This is a genomic window from Mycolicibacterium arcueilense (assembly GCF_058536225.1).
On sequence record NZ_JBZTYL010000022.1, the window covers coordinates 136448 to 156827 of the forward strand.

General features: G+C 67.9%; 20 protein-coding genes and 1 pseudogene. 14 read left to right on the forward strand and 7 right to left on the reverse strand.

Annotated elements, in window-relative coordinates; genetic code table 11:
* Positions 1-15: 15 nt before the first annotated feature.
* From AC4LGL_RS21740 to AC4LGL_RS21755, 4 genes are all read left to right on the forward strand, one after another.
* A complete protein-coding gene (locus AC4LGL_RS21740) occupies positions 16-894 on the forward strand; it encodes an MmpS family transport accessory protein (RefSeq protein WP_491840580.1) in 879 nt (292 codons plus the stop codon).
* The gene (locus AC4LGL_RS21745) at positions 894-1472 is read left to right on the forward strand and encodes a DUF2561 family protein (RefSeq protein ID WP_491840581.1); all 579 of its coding nucleotides are present in this window, start codon (positions 894-896) and stop codon (positions 1470-1472) included. Before AC4LGL_RS21740 ends, AC4LGL_RS21745 begins: the two co-directional genes overlap by 1 nt.
* Positions 1473-1586: 114 nt before the next feature.
* Entirely contained in the window at positions 1587-2264 is a 678-nt protein-coding gene (gene lpqN / locus AC4LGL_RS21750) for an envelope biogenesis lipoprotein LpqN (RefSeq protein ID WP_491840582.1), read from the forward strand.
* A gap of 13 nt (positions 2265-2277) precedes the next feature.
* Positions 2278-2607: a hypothetical protein gene (locus tag AC4LGL_RS21755; protein ID WP_131812934.1), complete on the forward strand. Its 330-nt coding sequence runs from the start codon at positions 2278-2280 to the stop codon at positions 2605-2607.
* 94 nt (positions 2608-2701) lie between these two features.
* Here the strand turns inward: AC4LGL_RS21755 and qcrB are convergent, their stop codons facing one another.
* From qcrB to ctaE, 4 genes are read right to left on the reverse strand one after another with little or no spacing between them, the layout of a single operon-like run.
* A complete protein-coding gene (gene qcrB, locus AC4LGL_RS21760) occupies positions 2702-4339 on the reverse strand; it encodes a cytochrome bc1 complex cytochrome b subunit (protein WP_044523629.1) in 1638 nt (545 codons plus the stop codon).
* Entirely contained in the window at positions 4336-5502 is a 1167-nt protein-coding gene (qcrA, locus tag AC4LGL_RS21765; protein WP_491840583.1) for a cytochrome bc1 complex Rieske iron-sulfur subunit, read from the reverse strand. The genes qcrB and qcrA overlap by 4 nt, the downstream gene beginning before the upstream one ends.
* Entirely contained in the window at positions 5499-6305 is an 807-nt protein-coding gene (qcrC, locus tag AC4LGL_RS21770; protein WP_082941691.1) for a cytochrome bc1 complex diheme cytochrome c subunit, read from the reverse strand. Before qcrC ends, qcrA begins: the two co-directional genes overlap by 4 nt.
* A gap of 38 nt (positions 6306-6343) precedes the next feature.
* Positions 6344-6955 carry an aa3-type cytochrome oxidase subunit III gene (ctaE, locus tag AC4LGL_RS21775; protein ID WP_003885537.1) on the reverse strand — a complete coding sequence of 204 codons (612 nt, stop codon included), beginning with the start codon at positions 6953-6955 and terminating at the stop codon, positions 6344-6346.
* Between the two features lie 124 nt (positions 6956-7079).
* Between ctaE and trpD the strand changes: the two genes are divergently transcribed.
* The gene (trpD, locus tag AC4LGL_RS21780; protein WP_491840584.1) at positions 7080-8174 is read left to right on the forward strand and encodes an anthranilate phosphoribosyltransferase; all 1095 of its coding nucleotides are present in this window, start codon (positions 7080-7082) and stop codon (positions 8172-8174) included.
* On the opposite strand, the pseudogene AC4LGL_RS21785 reads toward trpD, so the two are convergent.
* Positions 8112-9926 (reverse strand): annotated as a pseudogene (locus tag AC4LGL_RS21785) (DEDD exonuclease domain-containing protein); the annotation flags it as partial. The gene trpD and the pseudogene AC4LGL_RS21785 sit on opposite strands and share 63 nt — an antisense overlap.
* Positions 9927-10057: 131 nt before the next feature.
* Here AC4LGL_RS21785 and AC4LGL_RS21790 point away from each other — a divergent pair.
* The 4 genes from AC4LGL_RS21790 (at position 10058) to pimB (ending at position 13639) form a co-directional block, all read left to right on the forward strand.
* Positions 10058-10324: a hypothetical protein gene (locus tag AC4LGL_RS21790; protein WP_491840585.1), complete on the forward strand. Its 267-nt coding sequence runs from the start codon at positions 10058-10060 to the stop codon at positions 10322-10324.
* A gap of 152 nt (positions 10325-10476) precedes the next feature.
* The gene (gene ripC, locus AC4LGL_RS21795; protein ID WP_491840586.1) at positions 10477-11613 is read left to right on the forward strand and encodes a peptidoglycan hydrolase RipC; all 1137 of its coding nucleotides are present in this window, start codon (positions 10477-10479) and stop codon (positions 11611-11613) included.
* Complete coding sequence (locus AC4LGL_RS21800; protein WP_491840587.1) at positions 11582-12466, forward strand: peptidase; 885 nt, start codon at positions 11582-11584, stop codon at positions 12464-12466. Before ripC ends, AC4LGL_RS21800 begins: the two co-directional genes overlap by 32 nt.
* A gap of 39 nt (positions 12467-12505) precedes the next feature.
* Positions 12506-13639: a GDP-mannose-dependent alpha-(1-6)-phosphatidylinositol monomannoside mannosyltransferase gene (gene pimB, locus AC4LGL_RS21805; RefSeq protein WP_491840588.1), complete on the forward strand. Its 1134-nt coding sequence runs from the start codon at positions 12506-12508 to the stop codon at positions 13637-13639.
* A gap of 23 nt (positions 13640-13662) precedes the next feature.
* Here the strand turns inward: pimB and AC4LGL_RS21810 are convergent, their stop codons facing one another.
* Positions 13663-15459, reverse strand: coding sequence for an AMP-dependent synthetase/ligase (locus tag AC4LGL_RS21810; RefSeq protein ID WP_491840758.1), 1797 nt, complete (start codon positions 15457-15459; stop codon positions 13663-13665).
* 106 nt (positions 15460-15565) lie between these two features.
* On the opposite strand from AC4LGL_RS21810, the gene AC4LGL_RS21815 reads away from it, so the two are divergent.
* The 5 genes from AC4LGL_RS21815 (at position 15566) to AC4LGL_RS21835 (ending at position 19058) form a co-directional block, all read left to right on the forward strand.
* Positions 15566-15955 (forward strand): polyketide cyclase / dehydrase and lipid transport, encoded by a 390-nt coding sequence (locus AC4LGL_RS21815; RefSeq protein WP_055115060.1) that lies wholly within the window; start codon positions 15566-15568, stop codon positions 15953-15955.
* Positions 15956-16075: 120 nt separating this feature from the next.
* Positions 16076-16513, forward strand: coding sequence for an SRPBCC family protein (locus tag AC4LGL_RS21820; protein ID WP_064883117.1), 438 nt, complete (start codon positions 16076-16078; stop codon positions 16511-16513).
* Entirely contained in the window at positions 16510-17784 is a 1275-nt protein-coding gene (locus tag AC4LGL_RS21825) for an ArsA family ATPase (protein WP_491840589.1), read from the forward strand. Before AC4LGL_RS21820 ends, AC4LGL_RS21825 begins: the two co-directional genes overlap by 4 nt.
* Positions 17781-18197, forward strand: a complete 417-nt coding sequence (locus AC4LGL_RS21830) for a hypothetical protein (protein WP_491840590.1) — start codon at positions 17781-17783, stop codon at positions 18195-18197. The genes AC4LGL_RS21825 and AC4LGL_RS21830 overlap by 4 nt, the downstream gene beginning before the upstream one ends.
* 117 nt (positions 18198-18314) lie before the next feature.
* Complete coding sequence (locus AC4LGL_RS21835) at positions 18315-19058, forward strand: lysophospholipid acyltransferase family protein (RefSeq protein ID WP_491840591.1); 744 nt, start codon at positions 18315-18317, stop codon at positions 19056-19058.
* Here AC4LGL_RS21835 and AC4LGL_RS21840 read toward each other — a convergent pair.
* The gene (locus tag AC4LGL_RS21840; RefSeq protein ID WP_491840592.1) at positions 19055-20368 is read right to left on the reverse strand and encodes a glycosyltransferase 87 family protein; all 1314 of its coding nucleotides are present in this window, start codon (positions 20366-20368) and stop codon (positions 19055-19057) included. The two genes, AC4LGL_RS21835 and AC4LGL_RS21840, sit on opposite strands and share 4 nt — an antisense overlap.
* Positions 20369-20380: the final 12 nt, after the last annotated feature.

The following is a 20380-nucleotide window of genomic DNA, read 5'->3' on the forward strand; positions in this document are numbered from 1 at the left end:
GAAGGATAGGCGTAGATGAGCGGGCCGAATCCCCCGGAACCGGGTGCCTCCGGTTCTGATTTGCCGGATCAACCCGGAAAACACTCCGCACCCGAGGATCGGACTCCGGTGGCGGGCGCTGACGCGGATGGCGGCGAGACCGAGTTCTACTCGCAGGCCTACTCCGCGCCCGAGTCGGAGCAGTTCACCAGTGGGCCCTACGTGCCCGCCGACGTGGCGCTCTACGACTACGACGACTACGACCCGGCGACCGAACTCGTCGACACGGCCCCACCGCCGCGCTGGCCGTGGGTGGTCGGTGTCACCGCCATCATCGCCGCGGTCGCCCTGGTGGCCTCGGTGGCCGTCCTGGTCACCCGGGATGAGGACACCGCCAACCTGGCCACCCCGAAGCCGAGCACCACTACGTCGGCGCCGCCGGTGCAGGACGAGATCACCACGACGACCCCGCCCCCGCCGCCGCCCCCGCCACCTCCGACGTCCGAGGAGCCCCCGCCCCCGCCGCCTCCGGAGACTGTGACGGTGACCGAGCCGCCCCCGCCGGCGCCCGCGCCGACCGGCGAGGCACCTCCGCCTGCCCCGGGTACGTCGGCCCCGCCGACCACCACCACGACGCATGCCGGACCGCGTCAGGTGACCTATTCGGTGACGGGCACCAAGGCGCCGGGTGACATCATCACGATCACCTACGTCGACGGGAACGGAAACCGGCGCACCCTGCGCAACGTCTACATCCCGTGGACCTTCACGATGACCCCGATCTCGAACTCGGATGTCGGCTCGGTCGAGGCGTCCAGCCTGTTCCTGGTCAGCAGACTGAACTGCTCCATCACGGCGAGTGACGGCACGGTGCTCTCGTCCAACGCCAACAACTCCGCACAGACTGCCTGCTGATGTCCGGGCCCATCAGCGAACTCGAGACCACCGACCGGGTTTTGCTGGGCGCCTGCGCCGCGGTGTGGCTCGCGGCGCTGGGCGCCGGAGTGGCGGCCGTCGTCGCCCTGGTGGACCTGGGTCGTAGCCATCCGCAGGGCTCCGAGAACGCCGACGTTCCCTGGGTGCTGTACACCGTGATCGGCCTGTCGGTGTTGGTGATCGCCGGGGCGGTGCCGCTGCTGCTGCGGGCCCGAGCCCAGGCCGACAACCGCCAGCCCGGACGCAGGCCTCAGCCGCCGGCCCGCTCACCACGCCCGATCGGGGGCAGCTACCGGGCCGCGCCGGTCGAGATGAGCCGCTACGCCGCGGGCAACGGCGGCGCCGCCGCGGCCGAGGCGCTGTGGCTGCGCTGCATCCTGGCGCTCGTCTGCGCCATCGGGTTGGGCGCAGCAGCCATCGGGCTGGCCACCTATCTGATGGCGACGGGCAGTGAGGTGGCGGCCTGGTGCCTCTATGGCCTGGCCGGTGTGGTCATTGTCGGCATCGTCGCGCTGCCGATCGTGGCGGTGCGCCAGTTCGACGCGTTGCCCTCCTGAACTCGCGCGAGGCCCAGCGCATCTCGGGTTTTGCTGCGAAACGTGCCGGCTGGTGCGTAGCCTCGGTGTCCAGGTGCGGACAAGGGGCCAACGACACGGAAGGCGAGGCCGCGCATGAGAAAGCTCTTGGCGGGCTTGGTAGCGGCCGGCGTGGGCATTTCGCTTGTCGGTTGCGGGACTGACACCAAGACCGAGCCCACAACCTCCTCCGGTGCCACCTCGGCGACGACGACCACGAGTGCCGCCGCAGAGCGGCCGAACATCACCGGTCCGAACAAGACGATCAACGACTACATCACCGAGAACAAGATCGCCGAGACGCCGTTCAAGCCCGACGAGCCCGGCACGCCGGATTTCGACTTCCCGTTCCCTCCGGGCTGGAGCAGTGCAGGTGACAAGACACCCGACTGGGCCTACGGCGCCATCGTCTACGACAAGCCGGTGGATCCCGCCGATCCACCGGCCATCATCGCCATCGCATCGAAGCTGACCGGCAACGTGGACGCGGCCGAGGTCCTGAAGCACGCGCCGGGGATGTCGCAGAACCTGCCGGACTACAAGTCGGTGATGGATCCCGAGAAGGCCACGCTGGGTGGCTTCGAGGCGGTCCGGTCAGCCGGCACCTACACCCACAACGGCGAAGCGCGCGTGATCGCCCAGAAGACCGTGGTCATCCCCGGCAACGACGCCCTGTTCGTGCTGCAGCTCAACGCCGAGGCCCCGGAAGGGCAGAAGGATGTGGTGATCGACGCAGCCAAGGTCATCGACGAGCAGACCAAGATCACCCCGTAGCGGAGACCATGACATGTTGATCAGAACCAGGGCACCCGAGCTCCTGTTGGCGACTCTGTGCAGCACGATGCTGGCCTCCGCGGTTCTGGCGGCGGCTCCGTCGGCGACGTCGGCGCCCTGTCCGGGAGGCAGCACTCTGGACCCGACCACCGGCATCTGTTGGTCGGAGAACAGCCCGAGCAACAGCTTGGGCGGCTCCGGCAACATCCCTTGCCTCCCTGGGCGTCTGGGCCTGTGCCTCGGTGCGCTGCAGAACACCCCGGTTCCAGGGGCGGCACTGCAGACGACGCACCCGCCTGCCGGGCCGGCGCCGCGGTCAGGGCCCAAGGGCACCTGGCCGTAGCACTCGTCGTCGCCGGCTCCGTACCCCCGCACATAAAACAATCGCCGCAACCTCTTTCGAGAGGCTGCGGCGATTGTTCGGGGTAGGGGAGTGGTCAGTGGTGACCGTTGGTCTCCCCGTTGCCATTTCGCTCCTGCTGTTCGCGCAGGGCGGTCAGGGCCTTGTGCTCGGAGGCATGGGCAGCCTCGGTGAGCGCATCGTGCTCGACCGCCGGATCGGCGAACAGGAAACTGCCGGTGCCGGGTGAACCAGCCGAACCGAGCTTGTTCATCCGCTTCGGCAGGGCAGCGCCCTGGTACTCCAGCGGGATCGGGTGGCCGTGGTCGTCCACCGGTCCCAGCGGCTGGTGCAGCTCGACGTAGGCACCGTGCGGCAGGCGCTTGATGATGCCGGTCTCGATGCCGTGCTCCAGCACCGCACGGTCGCTGCGCTGCAACGAGATGGCCCAGCGGTAGGCGATGAAGTACACGATCCCCGGCAGCACCACCATGCCGATACGGCCGATCCAGGTGGTCGCGTTCAGCGAGATGTGGAACTTGAGCGCGATGATGTCGTTCATCGCGGCCAGGGTCAGCACCATGTAGAACGCGATCGCCATGGCACCGATCGCGGTACGCACCGGCACGTCACGCGGACGCTGCAGCAGGTTGTGGTGGGCGTCGTCGCCGGTGACCTTCCGCTCGATGAAGGGGTAGGCGATCAACAGACCGAACACACCGCCCATGATCAAGGCAACCCAGACCACCGCGGGGATGGTGTGACCGAACGGGTAGAACTCCCAGGCCGGCCAGATACGCGCCAGGCCTTCGGTCCACATCATGTAGAAGTCGGGCTGGCTACCCGCCGAGATCTGAGACGGCTTGTAGGGCCCCAGATTCCAGATCGGGTTGATCGTCAGCAGACCGCCCATGAGGCCGAGCACGCCGGTGATCATCGCGAAGAACGCACCCGACTTCACCGCGAACACCGGCATGACGCGCACGCCGACCACGTTGTGCTCGGTGCGGCCGGGGCCGGGGAACTGGGTGTGCTTCTGGAACCAGACCAGCGCCATGTGCGCGCCGATCAGGGCCAGGATGATGCCCGGGATCAACAGGATGTGCAGTGCGTACAGGCGCGGGATCAGGATCTCGCCGGGGAAGTCCCCGCCGAACAGCGCCCAGTGCAGCCAGGTTCCGATGATCGGCATGCCCAGGGTGATCGACGACAGCGCGGCGCGCAGACCGATACCGGACAGCAGGTCGTCGGGCAGCGAGTAACCGAAGTAGCCCTCGAACATCGCCAGGATCAGCAGCAGTGAGCCGATCACCCAGTTGGCCTCACGCGGGCGGCGGAACGCACCGGTGAAGAAGATGCGCGCCATGTGCACCATGATCGATGCGGCGAACATCAGTGCGGCCCAGTGGTGGATCTGGCGGACGAACAGACCGCCGCGCACCTCGAAGCTGATGTCGAGTGCGGACTCGTAGGCCCGCGACATCTGAACGCCCCGCAGCGGTTGGTACACGCCGTCGTAGGTGACGTGTGCCATCGACGGATCGAAGAACAGCGTCAGCCAGACACCGGTGATCAGCAGCACGATGAAGCTGTACAGCGCGATCTCACCCAGCAGGAAGGACCAGTGGGTGGGGAACACCTTGTTCAGCTGCCGGCGCACCGCCGCCGAGGGGTGGTAACGGGAATCGATCGCATCGCCCTGTGCGGCAGCGATCTTGGCAAGGTCAGGGCTCATGATTTGCGCTCCCAGAATGCCGGTCCGACGGGCTCGACGAAGTCGCCGTTGGCGACCAGGTAGCCGTCTTTGTCGATGGTGATGGGCAGCTGCGCCAACGCGCGCGCAGCCGGACCGAATATGGGCTTGGCGAAGTGCAACGCGTCGAACTGCGACTGGTGGCACGGGCACAGGATGCGGTAGGTCTGCTGCTCGTACAGCGACGAGGGGCAGCCCAGGTGCGAGCAGACCTTGGTGTAGGCGAACAGCTCACCAAAGTTGAAGCTCTCCTGGCCTTTTCGCTTGACCACGCGGGGCATGTCGGCCGGCTTGATGCGGATCAACATGACCGGATTACGCACACCCATCGAGATCTCGGTGAGGTGGTGCTCGGACTCGACGGTGGTGCCGTCGCCGTCAGACTCGCGCCAGGGGAAGACCGTCTCCATGCCACCGGCGTCGAGATCCTCGGGCCGCATCTTGACGAACGGCGACGAACCGGGACGTCCGGTCGCGCGAGCCAGGTAGATGGTCTCGCCGTGGAATCGGGGCGTCCACCCCGAGGTCCACAACACGGCCTTCTTGCCTTCCGCGGTGGGCACCACGGGCTTCCACGGGTTCTTGATCAGACCGCCGATGAAGGCCACCAGGGTGCCGGCCCCGAATGCGCCGAGGCCGATGCCCAGCGACAAACCGATCAGCTTGCGGCGCTTGACGGTCGAGCCCTCGAGGGCGTCGGTCAGGTTGGCCGCGATGGTCTTGCGGGCGATCTCGGGGGAACGCCCGTCGTGGCGGTCCTGGACCGAGATCTCCTCGGGGATGAACTTCTTCTGGAACAGCACCGCGCCGATGCCGATCGCCAGGATCGACAGGCCGAAGGTCAGGCCGTACAGCGGGGTGGCCAATGAGTAGAGGAACTCGCCCTCCGAGCCGAAGGGCTGGTACTCCCACGGCCAGAACAGGAAGACCAGCAGCAGCGCCAGGCCCGAAAGCCCGCCGAGCAGAAGCCAGTACGCCACCAGCCGCTCGGTGCGCTTCTCCGCCTTGGTGCCGGGGACCGGCCAGCGCGGCTCCTTGAAGATGGTCTCGACACCGTCGATCTTGCCGCCGAGCTCGACGAGCTCCTCACGCGACATCTCAGCCAGTTCGGCGTCTGACGGGATCTTCGGGGTGTTGTCGGTCATGCTCGTGCCCCGATCCACATTGCCACGCCGATAGCGGCGACCATTCCGATAATCCACATCGCCATGCCCTCGGGAGCGGGGCCGAAGCCGCCGAGCCCGTATCCGCCGTAGCTGGGCGTCTGAGCCGACTCACGGACGTAGGCGACGATGTCGCGCTTCTCTTCCGGCGACAGCTGCCGGTCGGAGAACTTGGGCATGTTCTGCGGCCCGGTCTGCATCGCGGTGTAGATCTGTGCCGGCTCGGTCTCGCCGAGGTCCGGCGCGTACTTACCGGAGGACAGCGCGCCACCCTTGCCGGTGAAGTTGTGGCAGGACGCGCAGTTCAGCCGGAACAGGTCGCCGCCGCGGGCCACGTCGGACCCGATCAGCGATTCCTGGGCCACGCCGCCGTGCTCGTCGCGGATCACGGTCGGGCCGCCGCCGTTGGCCTGAACAAAGGCGCCGAGAGCGTCGATCTGGTTCTCGTCGAAGTGCTCGGGCTTGGACGGTGCCTGGGCCTCACCGCGCATCGCGGGCATGCGACCGGTCGACACCTGGAAGTACACCGCGGCCTCGCCGGTGCCGATCAGGCTGGGCCCACGATCGGGCACACCCTGCAGGTTGGCGCCGTGGCACGAAACGCACGACGTGTCGAACAGTTGCTTACCGGTGCGCAGCAGCGCCGACTGAGACTCGTCGGCGACTGCGACCTGCGGTGTGGGTGTCAGCGTGGCCGCAACACCACCTGCGACTGACAGGCCGACCAACAGCAGGAGACCTGCTGACAGTCGTCGGCGCAGTCGTCGGCGCGACTTGCTGGTCATCGAACCCCTTCTCATCGAATCGAACATCGGCCGGCCGATCAGCGGACGAAGTAGATGGTGGCGAACAGCGCAATCCAGACGATGTCGACGAAGTGCCAGTAGTACGAGACGACGATCGCCGCGGTGGCCTGCGCGGGCGTGAACTTACTCATCTTTGTGCGGGCCAGCAGCAAGATGAACGCAACAAGTCCGCCGATGACGTGCAGGCCGTGGAAACCGGTCGCGAGATAGAAGACCGATCCGTAGGCACTGCCCGGGATGGTGGTGCCGTGCTCGACCAGGTGGATGTACTCGTATCCCTGGCCCAGTACGAAGAACAGGCCCATCAGGAACGTGATCACATACCACCGGCGCAGCCCGAACACGTCGCCGCGCTCGGCGGCGAACACGCCCATCTGGCAGGTGAAGGATGACGCGATCAGAACCAGCGTCACCGGAACAGCAAGGGCCAAATTGAGTTCGGTCGGCTCGGGCGGCCAGTCGCCACCGGCTTGCGCGCGCGCGGTGAAATACATCGCGAAGAGTCCAGCAAAGAACATGAGTTCACTGGAAAGCCACACGATGGTGCCGACACTGACCATGTTCGGTCTGTTCAGCGAATGAACGCGCGACGTTATTGCCGTTCCCGAGGTACCTACAGCGCTCGTCACATCCGCAAGTATGACGCTTTGTAGTTGTCGAACTCCACCCGGGTCGAGCAATTGGTCGGATTCGTGTCGCGTTGGGTTCCCCGCGCCCCGGAGACGAGTCCCGCCCGGGCGATAGCATTCGGCGGTGGCTCCTGCATCTTCATCGCTATCCGCATCGTCGTCCGGCTCTGTGGCGGCACCGTCGTGGCCCCTCATTCTCGGGCGCCTGACCACCGAGCAGAGCCTGCCCAACGGTTATGCGGGTTGGGCCATGGACCAGATCATGACCGGAGTTGCGACGCCGGCTCAGATCGCCGGCTTCGCCGTGGCGATGAAGATGAAGCGACCGACCTCGGCGGAGGTCGGGGAGTTGGCCGACATCATGCTGTCGCACGCGCGTCGGGTACCGACGGATCGGATCGGTCACGAGACCGTCGACATCGTGGGGACCGGTGGCGACGGTGCCAACACGGTGAACCTGTCGACCATGGCGGCCATCGTGGTGGCGGCCTGTGGCGTTCCGGTGATCAAACATGGCAACCGGGCGGCGTCCTCGCTGTCGGGTGGCGCGGACACCCTGGAGGCCCTCGGGGTGCGGATCGACCTGGGCCCCGATGAGGTGGCGCGCAGTGTCGCGGAGGTGGGGATCGGGTTCGCCTTCGCGCCGCAGTTCCACCCGTCGTATCGGCACGCCTCGGTGGTGCGCCGGGAGATCGGGGTTCCCACGGTCTTCAATCTGCTTGGGCCGCTCACCAATCCGGCCGGGCCGCGGGCGGGGCTGATCGGCTGTGCCTTCGACGACCTGGCCGAGGTGATGGCCGGGGTCTACGCGGCCCGTGGTTCCAGCGTGCTGGTGGTGCACGGCGACGACGGTCTCGACGAGCTCACCACGACGACCACCAGCACCATCTGGCGCGTCCAGGCCGGGACGGTGGACCGGCTGAAGTTCGACCCGGCGGCCTTCGGATTCAAGCGCGCGGACATCAGGGAGTTGGTCGGCGGTGACGCCACGGCCAACGCCGCCGAGGCGCGGGCCGTGCTGGGCGGCGCCAAGGGCCCGGTGCGTGACGCGGTGGTGCTCAATGCGGCGGGCGCCATGGTCGCCCATGCCGGGCTAGCCAGCGACGCCAAGTGGGTGCCGGCGTGGGAGGCCGGTCTGGAGCGGGCCGTCGAGGCGATCGACTCGGGTGCGGCCGAACAACTGCTCGCGCGTTGGGTGCGGTTCAGCCTGCAGTTCTGAGTTCTGCTGCTGGGCCGCGGCCAGGCGGGCCGAGCGGGCGGTGGCGGCCCACGTCGCGTAGCGACCCGCCGCCCCGATCGGTGTCGCGTAGCCGGTGTCGGTCCGCACGATGCGGACCCCGGGTGCGGCCAGCCAGCGGGCGATGAGCGCGGTCTCCTCCACGAGCGCGCCACCCAAAGGTGTTGCGGTGGGCAGGATCACCTGCGCGGCAGCGCAGATCGCGTCGACCACCGGCATCGGCGGAACCCCGCGCCCGGCTGTGCCTGCCCCGGCCAGTTGGCCATGGCGGATCACCGCGAAATGCCAGCCACCGTGGCCGTCGGCGCGGGCGGCCACGAGTTCGGGGAGATCGGCCAGGGCGCGCAACCGCTGCCCCCGCCACAGCGCCTCGATGGCGACCGCGGCGTGATCGCGCAGCCGCGCCGCGGTCTCGTACCGCCGGGCTGTCGCGATCTCGCCGATATGGGTGAGCGTGGCCGCCAGCGCACTGTGGTCGGTGCCGTCGATCAGTGCGGTGGCACGTTGCACCGCCCCCGCGTACTGCGCGGCCCCGGTGTCCTGCGGTGCCGGGCACGGGGACAGTTCCACCTCGGGACAGCGGTGCACGGCTGCCGCGCCGAAGCGGGCCGTGCAGGTGCGCACCCCGGTGAACCGGGCCAGCAGCGCCGCCGATCCGATGGCGTCGGATCGGGCCGAGAACGGTCCGAAAGCGGTGCGGTGCCCCGGGTTTCGCACCGCCGACAGTCGTGGGAAGGCCTCGTCGGTGAGAACCACCCACCACCACCGCTGCGGGTACTTGGAGCGCCGGTTGTACGGCGGCGCGTGCGCTGCGAGCAATCGGAGCTCGCGGACCCCGGCCTCCAGATCGTGGGCGCATTCGACGTGGTCGACGGCGCGCGCCAGCGAGGCCATCTCCTTCATCCGGGTCCGCGGGTCGGCGCCGGTGAAGTACTGGCGGACCCGGCGGCGCAGATCGACTGCGGTGCCCACGTAGAGCACCTCGTCGGAGGGGCCGCGGAACAGGTACACGCCGGGACGGTTGGGCAGCCGGTCGGCCAGTGAGCGGTTGCGTCGCTGAGCCGGTGTGACGTCGGGCAGATAGTTCTTCAGGTCGGCGAAGGTGTGGATGCCCTGGTTGCCGACCCGCTCGATCAGCCCGTGCAGGACGTCGACGGTGGCACGGGCATCGTCGAGGGCGCGGTGGGTGGGTGTTGTGGACGCCCCGAACAGGCGGGCCAGGGCCGACAGTTTCACGCTCGGCGCCTCGTCGCGGGTGAGTACGCGGCGGGCGAGTTTGACCGTGCACAGCACCGGAGGCCGCGGCCAGCCGAGCTCCGCCCGTTGGGCTGCCGCCCGCAGGAAGCCGATGTCGAAGCCGGCGTTGTGGGCGACCAGCACCGCACCTCGGGAGAACTCCAAAAACATGGGGAGGACGCTGTCGATCTTCGGCGCATCGCGCACCATCGCCGTGGTGATCCCGGTGAGCTCGACGATCTGCGGTGGGATGGCCCGGCCGGGGTCGACGAGCGTCGCCAACTCGCCGATCACCTCGCCGCCGCAGATCTTGACCGCGCCGATCTCGGTGATGGCGTCGTAGCCGTCGCCCGGTGTCTTCGCGGTGGCCCGGCCCCCGGTGGTCTCCAGATCCACCACCACGAAGGTGGTGTCGGCAAGCGAGAGGGCGTCCATGGCGCCGTCCGAGCCAAAGCCGAAGGCCAGCTGCTCGGCATCGGCGATCTTGCGCTGGCCCATGCCGATGACGGTAGGCACTGCCCCCGACAATCTGAGGCCGGCTGTCCGCGTGTCGCGCCGGATCGGCGCGCCGCTACTTGTCGGTCCGTCCCGATAGCGTGCGCCCAACACCGATCGAGAGGACGGTCAAGATGAGCGGAGTACGCCAGGACAACTGGTTCTACGCCGACGAGCCCCACCCCCATGAGCCCGACACCGGCAGCGTGACCATCGACTGCGACGATTGCGCGGTACGCGGGCCCGGCTGCCAGGACTGCGTCGTCAGTGTTCTGCTCGGGGCTCCCGAAACTTTGCTGGATGACGAGCGTCAGGCACTGGAAGTGCTCGCTGACGTGGGCCTTGCGCCACGGCTGCGGCTCGTGCCCATTCACCGGAACGGCAGATCTGGCGTCGCCTGACGACACGCAGCGCTTCGTGCACAGGAAAATATTCCGGGTGAGCTGTTAAATTTGCAGCTTCTGTTGGACAAGGCCGATGCCGTTTCGTAACCTATCTGAGACCTAAGAGCAGTTCGAGGCGGCTCGCCATCGCCAGTTGTGAGGACAAAAACTTGAGGCACGAGCGCGCGCACCGGCCCACAAGTCGTTTCAAGCGACCCGTTGCAGGTGCAATAGCGAGCTTGACCTTGATATCCGGATTCTTGGCCGCGAGTTCGCAGGCCGATCCCGCCGACGATGCGATGGCAAAGCTCAATGAGTTGTCCCGGCAGGCCGAGCAGACCACCGAGGCCATGCACTCGGCGCAGCTCGACCTGAACAACAAGGTTGCCGCCCAAGAGATTGCGGAGCGTAAGCACGCCGAGGACACCGCGACGGTCGATGAGGCCAAGTCACAGCTGGCAACCTTTCAAACTTCGGTCAACAAGGTAGCTGCGGCCCAGTACATGGGCGGTCGCACCTCCGGCGTCGATGCCATCCTGACGGCCGGCTCACCGCAGCAGCTGATCGAGCAGCTCGCCGTGCAGCGGGTGATGGCGACCGAGATGTCGGCGCAGATGAAGAACTTCCGTTCGGTGGGCGAGAAGGCCGCTGTGGCCGAGCGTGAGTCGGCGAAATCGGCCGCCGACGCCAAGACCGCCGCCGAGCAGGCTGCCGCGGTGCGCGCCGAGCTGCAATCCAAGCAAAGCCAGCTGCAGGTGCAGATCGCGATCGTGAAGTCGCAGTACCAGGCCCTGAGCCCGGCCCAGCGGGAAGCGATGAACGCCCTGCCGCCGACCCCGCCGGTGCCTGCCCCCGAGGCGTTGCCGCCGGCGCAGGATCCCGCCGTGTTGGCCGACCCGCCGAACGGCATTCCGCCCGGTGACGTCGCCCCGCCGGAAGGCGCACTCCCAGGTGGGGGCGACGGACATTCCGGCACCGTCATCCAGGCCGCGCTGAGCCGCATCGGCTCGCCGTACTCCTGGGGCGCGGCCGGTCCCAGCTCCTTCGACTGCTCCGGCCTGGTGATGTGGGCGTTCCAGCACGCCGGGATTTCCCTGCCGCATTCGAGCCAGGCCATGGCCCGCGGCGGTCAGCCCGTCTCGTCAGATTCGATGCAGCCGGGTGACGTGGTGACCTATTACTCCGACGCCTCCCACGTCGGCATCTACATCGGCGACGGAATGATGGTGCACGCGTCGACCTACGGCACCCCGGTGAGGGTCGCCCCGGTCAACAATGCGCCGATCTACAACGTTCGTCGTTACTGAGTCATCCGACAGCGGCTCTGATCTGAGCACCCGCAGGCGGCTGCTGGTCGCGGTATTGCTGGTGGAACTGGCGTTGGCGACCGCGCTGCTCTGGCGGTCCGCGTCACCCTCGCCGTCGCTGCCGGCTGCGCCGCCGCAAGTCACCTCGTCTCCCGCCGTCTCGGCACCGCCGGAGCCCGTCACCTCGATGGTGTTACCCGACGGGCGCACCGCCCTGCTGCTGGCCCTCGGCGGGCCGCAATCTTCGGCCCTGCTGGACCGTCTCGGCCCCGAACTCGGCGCGGCTGACGCTGCGGTGACGGCGTTCTGGGGCCCGGACTGGCCCCGCGACATCGAGATCGCAGTCGCAGGCTCCGATGAACAGTTCCGGGTGCTGGCCGGCGGAGCCGCCGACATCGCCGCTACCACCACCAGGCAGCGGATCATGTTCGCCCCCGGGGCTGCCGGCATGAGCCCGGCTGCGTTACGAATCGTGTTGCGCCATGAACTTTTTCATTATGCGGCGCGCTCGCGGACCGCGGCCGACGCGCCCCGCTGGCTCACCGAGGGAGTGGCCGACTACGTCGGTAGGCCACCCGCGCCGGTCCCCGGTCCGTCCCGGGCCGGCGAGCTGGCCCAGTTGCCCACCGATGCCGATCTCGACACACCCGGCGCCGCCCGCAGTCTGGCCTACGACCGGGCATGGTGGTTCAGCCGTTATGTCGCCGATGCGTACGGCATCGGCAAGCTGCGTGAGCTGTACCTGCGCGCCTGCGAACCCGGGCACCCGGATGTGGCCACTGCGCTCCGGGAAACCCTGGGCGCCGACCTCGATGCCGTAGTTGCCGGTTGGCACCGTTGGTTGACCGGATAGCCTGTCGCCGATGGACGGCAAACGGGCGGGGACAGCGCGATGACGCGGGTTTTGTTGGTCACCAACGACTTTCCACCGCGTCGCGGCGGGATCCAGTCATACCTGGAGGCCTTCGTCGGGGAGTTGATCCGCGACGGCTCGCACCAGCTCACGGTGTATGCGCCGAAGTGGAAGGGCAGCGCCGATTACGACGTGGCCGCCGGGTACCGGGTGGTGAGGCACCCGACCACGCTGATGATCCCGGAGCCGATGGTGGCGACGCGCATGCAGCGGTTGATCGCCGAGCACGACATCGAGACGGTGTGGTTCGGGGCGGCCGCCCCGTTGGCGCTGCTGGGCCCGCTGGCCCGACGCGCCGGAGCCACCCGCGTGGTGGCCAGCACCCACGGCCACGAGGTCGGCTGGTCGATGCTGCCGGTGGCGCGGAGCGCCCTGCGCCGCATCGGAGATGACGCCGACGTCGTGACGTTCATCAGTCGCTACACCCGCGGCAGGTTCGCCTCGGCGTTCGGTCCCCACGCGGCGTTGGAACGTCTGTCGCCCGGCGTCGACACCGACCGATTCGTGCCCGACCCGGTGGCCCGGGCCGAGCTGCGCGCACGGTACGGGCTGGGACAGCGCCCGGTGGTGGTCTGCCTGTCCCGCCTGGTGCCGCGCAAGGGCCAGGACATGCTCGTCCGCGCCTGGCCCGCGATCCGGCGTCGCATCCCCGACGCGGCCCTGGTCATCGTCGGTGGGGGACCGTATCTGCCGACCCTCAAGCAACTCGTGCACACGCACGATGTGGCCGCCGACGTCGTTTTCACCGGTGCGGTGCCGGGTGCGGAGCTGCCCGCGCACCACGCGATGGCCGACGTCTTCGCCATGCCGTGCCGTACTCGTGGAGCGGGGCTGGACGTCGAGGGACTCGGCATCGTCTACCTGGAGGCCTCGGCCTGCGGCGTGCCGGTGGTCGCCGGAACCTCCGGCGGGGCACCGGAAACAGTGCTGGACGGTCAGACCGGCACCGTCGTGGACGGCACCGACGTGGCCGCGGTGGCGACGGCAGTGGGCGATCTACTGGCCGATCCGGGCCGCGCCGCCGCGATGGGTGTGGCGGGGCGGCACTGGGCCGTCGACAACTGGCAGTGGCGCTCGCAGGGCGCGCGGCTGACCGGGTTGCTGTCGGGCTGAACCCGGTTCAGCCGTAGCCGGCCTCAGCCGTACAGCGCCGCGATGTCGGTGGCGAACTTCTCGGCCACCACCTTGCGCTTGACCTTCAGCGTCGGGGTCAGCTCGCCGGTGTCCTCGGTGAAGTCGACGGGCAGGATCCGGAACTTGCGGATCGACTCGGCATGCGACACCGCCTGATTGGCGTCCTTGACCGCCAGGTCGATCTCGGCCAGCAGGTCCGGGTCGTCGGCGAGATCGCCGACCGAGGCGCCGGTGTCCTTGCCGTTGCGCTGCTTCCAACCCGGGAATGCCTCAGGGTCGATGGTGATGAGTGCGGCGATGAACGGCTGTTGATCGCCGACGGCCATGGCCTGGCTGATCAACGGATGGGCCCGCAGCCGGTCCTCGAGCAGCGCGGGGGCGACGTTCTTGCCGCCGGCGGTGACGATGATTTCCTTCTTGCGCCCGACGATGGTCAGGAAACCGTCGTCATCGATGGCGCCGAGGTCGCCGGTGTGGAACCAGCCGTCAGAGAACACCGCGTTGGTCTCGGACTCGTTGCCCCAGTAACCGCTGAACACCACGCCGCCCTTGACCAGCAGCTCACCGTCCTCGGCGATACGCATGCTGTTGCCGGGCATCAGCTTGCCGACCGAGCCGACCTTGAGGTCGTTGACCCGGTTCACGGTGATGGCCGCGCTGGTCTCGGTGAGGCCGTAGCCCTCGTAGATGCTCAGGCCCACACCGCGATAGAAGTGGCCCAGCCGGGCACCCAGGGGTGCGCCACCGGAGATGGCCGCCCGGCATTCACCGCCGAGGGCTGCCCGCAGCTTGCCGTAGACCAGCTTGTCGAACAAGGCGTGCTTGGCGCGCAGCAGCAGACCGGCGCCCCCGGTGTCCTGCGCCTTACTCCACTCGATTGCGGTATCGGCTGCGATCGAGAAGATCTTGCCCTTGCCGTCGTTGCGGGCGTTCTGCTCGGCGGTGTTGTAGACCTTCTCGAACACGCGGGGCACCGAGACCACGAGCGTCGGCTTGAACACGCCGAAGGTCGGGACCAGGTTCTTGATGTCGCTGGTGAAGCCGAGGGTGACCTTGTTGGTGAAGGCGGCGATGGTGATGGCCCGGGCCAGCACGTGGGCCAGCGGCAGGAACACGAGCATCCGCTCGCCCGGGGCCAGCTCGGTGGGGAAGCACGCCTTGGCGCCCCGGATCTCGTAGAGCAGGTTCGAGTGGGTCAGCTGGCAACCCTTGGGCTGGCCGGTGGTTCCCGACGTATAGATCAAGGTGGCCGGATCGGCCGAGCGGATGCCGGCCAGGCGCTTGTCGAGTTCGGCGGGGTCGGCCGACTTACCGGCCTCGGCCATGGCCTCCAGCGCGGGGGTGCCGGTGCCGTCGATCCGCAGCACCTTGCGCAGCTCGGGCAGCTGGCCGCGGAGTTGTTCGACGGTCTGCGCGTGCCCGTCGGTCTCGGCGAAGATGATCTTCGCCGCAGAGTTGTCCAGGACGAACCGCACCTGCTCGGCCGAGGAGGTCTCGTAGATCGGCACGGTGACCGCGCCGACCGACAGGATCGCGAAGTCGATGATCGGCCACTCGTAACGAGTGGCCGAGATGATCGCCACGCGGTCGCCGGGCTGGATTCCCTCGGCGATCAGCCCCAGGGCGACCGAACGAATCTGGTCGGCCGCTTCGGCGCAGGTCACGTCGGTCCAGGCCCCGTCGACCAGGCGTCGGAAGATGACGTGGTCAGGGCTGTCGGCCGCGTGCGCGGATACCGAGCTGACGACGCTGTCGTGCTCGTCGACGGCAAAGGACGCGGGCACGTTGTACTCCCGCATTGACTCACGCACGATCTTGCCCTCCAGGCTTGTGATGGTGGCTTTGCGCGTCAGCCTAGTCGGCCGCGGTAGGCAGGTGATCGCGCATATGTGAAGCTTGTCCGCGATGAACAGCATTCAGATCGCCGACGAGACATTCGTCTGCGCCGATCCGGTCGCCGTGGGCGCCGCGGTTGCCGACCCCGCCAGCTGGCGGCGGTGGTGGCCCGACCTGGTGCTCAAGGTCGTCGAGGACCGCGCCGAGAAGGGCCATCGCTGGAATGTGACCGGTGCGTTGACCGGCACCATGGAGGTCTGGCTGGAGGAGGTGATGGACGGTGTGGTGCTGCATTACTTCCTGCACGCCGAACCGTCCGGTGCCACGGCAAAGCAGTTGGCCGACATGGATCTGGCAAAGATGAACCACCAGCGGCGCGTGGCGGGCAAGGCGATGTCCTTCGGGATCAAGCAGCGGTTGGAGTCGGCGCGCCCGGTCGGGGTGTCCCGACTGGCCTGACGTCTGGCGCGTTTGACCGGGTCTATCTGCGGGAGGGTAGATTTCTCGGCGAGAGCCAGAGCACCCCCGCGGGGCGGGGGAAGTAGGGGAACCCCGCGTGCGGGGAGATAGGGCGATGCGGTGGCCGACAAGACGACACAGACCATCTACATCGACGCCGATCCGGTGACGGTGATGGACGTCATCGCCGATATCGGCTCGTATCCGCAATGGGTCGCCGAGTACAAGGAAGCCGAGGTCCTGGAGACCGACGCACAGGGCAACCCCAAGACGGCCAGATTGGTGCTCGACGCCGCGGTGCTCAAGGACACGATGGTGCTGGCCTACGTGTGGCCTGCTGATCGCACCTCGGTGACCTGGTCCTTGGTGTCCAGTTCGTTGCTGCGGTCGCTCGAGGGGGCATACCGCTTGGCGCCCAAGGGATCCGGCACGGAGGTCACCTACGAGTTGTCGGTCGACCTCATCATCCCGATGATCGGGTTGCTCAAGCGCAAGGCTGAGCGCAGGCTCACCGACACGGCTCTGAAGGACCTCAAGAAACGAGCCGAGGCTGAGTGACTTCGCCGGATGGGAGCACACCTTCTCCTGCGAGGATCAGCCTTTTCGTCGGCAAGGGCGGCGTAGGTAAGTCGACGCTGGCGACCGCCACCGCGGTGCGCGACGCCGCTGCCGGCCGGCGGGTGCTGATCGTGTCCACCGATCAGGCGCATTCCACCGGCGATGTCCTCGGGATCGCGCTGGCTCCCACCGGGCAGCGGGCGCCCACCCGCGTGCTCAGTGATCTCGACACGGAACTGACCGGCACGGGCGGGGTCCTGGATGCCCTCGCGTTGGACACGCTGGCCCTGCTGGGTGCGCGGTGGGTCTCCACGGCCGGCCCGTTGGCAGCCCGGTTCCCCGAGTCGGATCTGGGAGACGTTGCCCCAGAAGAACTTTCGGCGCTTCCGGGAATCCAGGAAGTGCTCGGTCTGCACGAGGTGGGTGAGCTCGCCGATTCCGGTCGCTGGGATCACGTCGTGGTGGACTGCGCCTCGACCGCCGATGCGCTGAGAATGCTGACGCTGCCGGAGACCTTCGGTCTGTATCTGGAGCGGGCCTGGCCCCGGCACCGCAGACTGTCGGGCTCACCGGATGCAGTCAGTGCGGCCATCGTCGCGCTGATCGAACAGGTGGATGCCGGTATCCGCCGGCTCGGCACCTTGCTGACCGACGGCTCACGGGTGAGCGCGCATCTGGTGCTCACGCCGGAGCGGGTGGTGGCCGCCGAGGCCTCGCGGACCCTGGGATCGCTTGCCCTGATGGGCGTCGAGGTGGGCGAGATCATCGTCAATCAGATTTTGGTACAAGATGATTCGTTCGAGTACCAGAACCTGCCGGCGCACCCCGCCTTCGACTGGTACAGCGAGCGGATCGCCGAGCAGCAGACCGTGCTCGACGAACTCGACGCCACGATCGGAGACGTGCAGCTGGTGCTCGTACCGCACGTGCCGGGCGAACCGATCGGTCCCAAGGCGCTGGGGGAGCTGATCGACAGTGCCCGGCGGCGCGACGGATCGCCGCCGCCGGGACCGCTGCGGCCCATCGTCGATCGGGAGTCGGGGTCTGGACTCGAAGCGGTGTACCGATTGCGGCTAGAGTTGCCGCAGATCGATTCGGCCGGCCTCACGCTGGGCCGCGTCGATGACGACTTGATCATCGGCGTCGCAGGCATGCGCCGCCGCGTGCGGCTGGCCTCGGTCCTGCGTCGGTGCATCGTGACGGATGCCCAACTGCGCGGTGGCGAGCTGACCGTACGTTTTCGTCCGAACCCGGAGGTGTGGCCGGCATGACGGGGTCTCATCCCGAGCTGGGTTCGGAGCTGCGGCAATTGGCGCAGGAAATCCTCGACCGGCTGGATCCGGCTGTGCGGTTGGCAGCGGCCAACTTCGCGGCGTCGGCCGACAGCGCGCCGGGCAAGTGCCAGCAGGTGTGGTGCCCGGTGTGTGCGCTCGCGGCGGTCGTCAACGGTGAGCAGCATCCGCTCCTGTCGGTCATCGCCGAGCACAGCGTGGCTCTGCTGACGGTGATCCGAGCGGTCCTCGACGATGAACGAGCCGATGGATCCGGCAGTGGTGGGGATGGCGGTCCCGAGGGAGGTAGCCCGTCACCCGACGGGGGACCGGACGCACCGTCGCCCGACGATTATCCGCCTCCGCCGCCTCCTGGTCGCTACCAGCACATCCCGGTCACCTTCGAAGACTGAGCCGGCTGAGGCGCGGCTGAGACACAGCGGGCATTCAGGCCTTGATGTGGTAGCCACAACATGGCCTGGGTACAGTTGTCGCAGAGCATTGCGCGGTGCGCACAAGGTGGAGGGTCCATGTGGTATTGGCTGTTCAAGTACATCCTGTTGGGCCCCTTGCTGGCCGTCCTCGGTCGGCCGAAAATCACTGGGCTGGAACATGTTCCGACCGACGGTCCGGCCATCCTGGCCAGTAACCACCTGGCGGTGATGGACAGCTTCTACCTGCCGCTGGTGGTCAGCCGCCGCATCACGTTCCTGGCCAAGCAGGAGTACTTCACCGGCACCGGGATCAAAGGCCGGTTCCTGGCCTGGTTCTACACCGTCGTCGGCCAGGTGCCGATCGACCGCACCGACGCGGATTCGGCGCAGGCCGCCCTGACCACCGGCGCGCGGATCCTCGGCGAGGGCAAGCTGCTCGGCATGTATCCCGAAGGCACCCGCTCACCCGATGGTCGCCTGTACAAGGGCAAGACCGGACTGGCCCGGCTGGCCCTTGAGACCGGGGTCCCGGTGATCCCCGTGGCGATGGTCGGCACCGACGTGGTCAACCCGCCGGGATCGAAGGGGCTGCGGTTCGGCCGGGTCGAGGTCAGGTTCGGCAAGCCCATGGACTTCAGCCGGTTCGACGGACTGGCCGGCAACCGCTTCATCGAGCGCGCCGTGATCGACGAGGTCATGTACGACCTGATGGACCTCTCCGGTCAGGAGTATGTCGACATCTACGCCGCCGCCATCAAGGAGAGCGCGCAGCAGACCAACGGTCAACCGGTCGACACCACCAAGCCGGCGTCGCGCCTTCCGCACGCCGCGGCGGGTTAGGCCGCTTCGCCCCCGGTCAACCGGACCAGTGGGGCGGCGGGCTCAGCGGTGGTCTGACCCGCCCGCGCGGCGGACACGAACCCGATGACCGCGATGACCGCGAGCGCCCACCACAGGTAGGCGTCACCGGCGAGCTGCCGCATCAGCGACGCGGCGGTCTCGTGGTGGGGGGTCAACAGTGCGATGGGCGTCCACACCATCAGGGCGAGTCCGATCAGCGTCACCAGGGCCAGCGACAGCGCGGCCAGGGAAGTCTTGCGCATCCGGTAGGCGAGCACGCCGGTCACCAACAGGGTCGGCAGAGTCCAGACCCAATGATGTGACCACGACACCGGTGACACCACCAGTCCGAACATGGCCACGCAGATCAGTGCGAGCACCGGGCCCTCATCGGCGCCTGAGCGGAGGATCCGTCGGGCCGCCCACACCGTCAGTGCCAACACAGCGAAGCAGGCCACGACCCACAAGGCGAACCGCGGTCCCTCGGACAGGCCGAGGCGGGCCAGCGTGCCTGCGATGTTCTGGTTGGTGTTGAGAGTGGCCGTACCGATCCGGTCGGTGTTGCGCACCGTCTCGGTCCAGTACTCGATCGAGTCCGTCCAGGCCAGGACAAACCCAGCCAGCGTCGCCACCACCGCGGCCGCGGCGGTCCGCAGCAGCGTGTGGATGTCGCGGCGCAACAGGAAGTACAGCAGGAACACCGCGGGGGTGAGTTTGAGCGCGATCGCCAAACCCAGCAGCACGCCGCGCGGCCACGGCGTGCGGCGCGGAACGCAGTCGGCGACCACGAGCGTCATCAGCACCACGTTGATCTGCCCGAACTCGAAGTTCGACCGGATCGGTTCCAGCCAGATGACCGCGGGCGCTACGAGGGCGGCGGCCAGCCAGCAGCGCCGCAGCCAGGCCGGCTCGGAGGTGATGGTCGTGTCGGGCCAGACGTTCAGCCGGGTCAGCACGATCACCATCGAGACGATCAGCAGCACCAGTGTGGTGGCCGTGATCGCCACGCTCGCCGCCGGTAACGAGAGCCAGGCGAACGGGGCGAACATGATCGCCGCGAGCGGGGGATAGGTGAACGGCAGGTCGAGACCGCCCTGCGTGTGGAAAATGGCGCCGTCGGCGTACAGCGGCTGGTTGTCCAGCCACGCCCGCCCGCCCATCCGATATACGTCGATGTCGATGCGATAGGGCACGTGCCCCAGAAGCTTCCAGCCGACCAGGATCAACCCGGCCGCTGTGAGCAACTGGAAAAGCCGCCACCCGATCGTCGGTGCCCAACCAGCCCCGCCGGGCGACTGCCGCTTACTCATGTCCTCAACAGA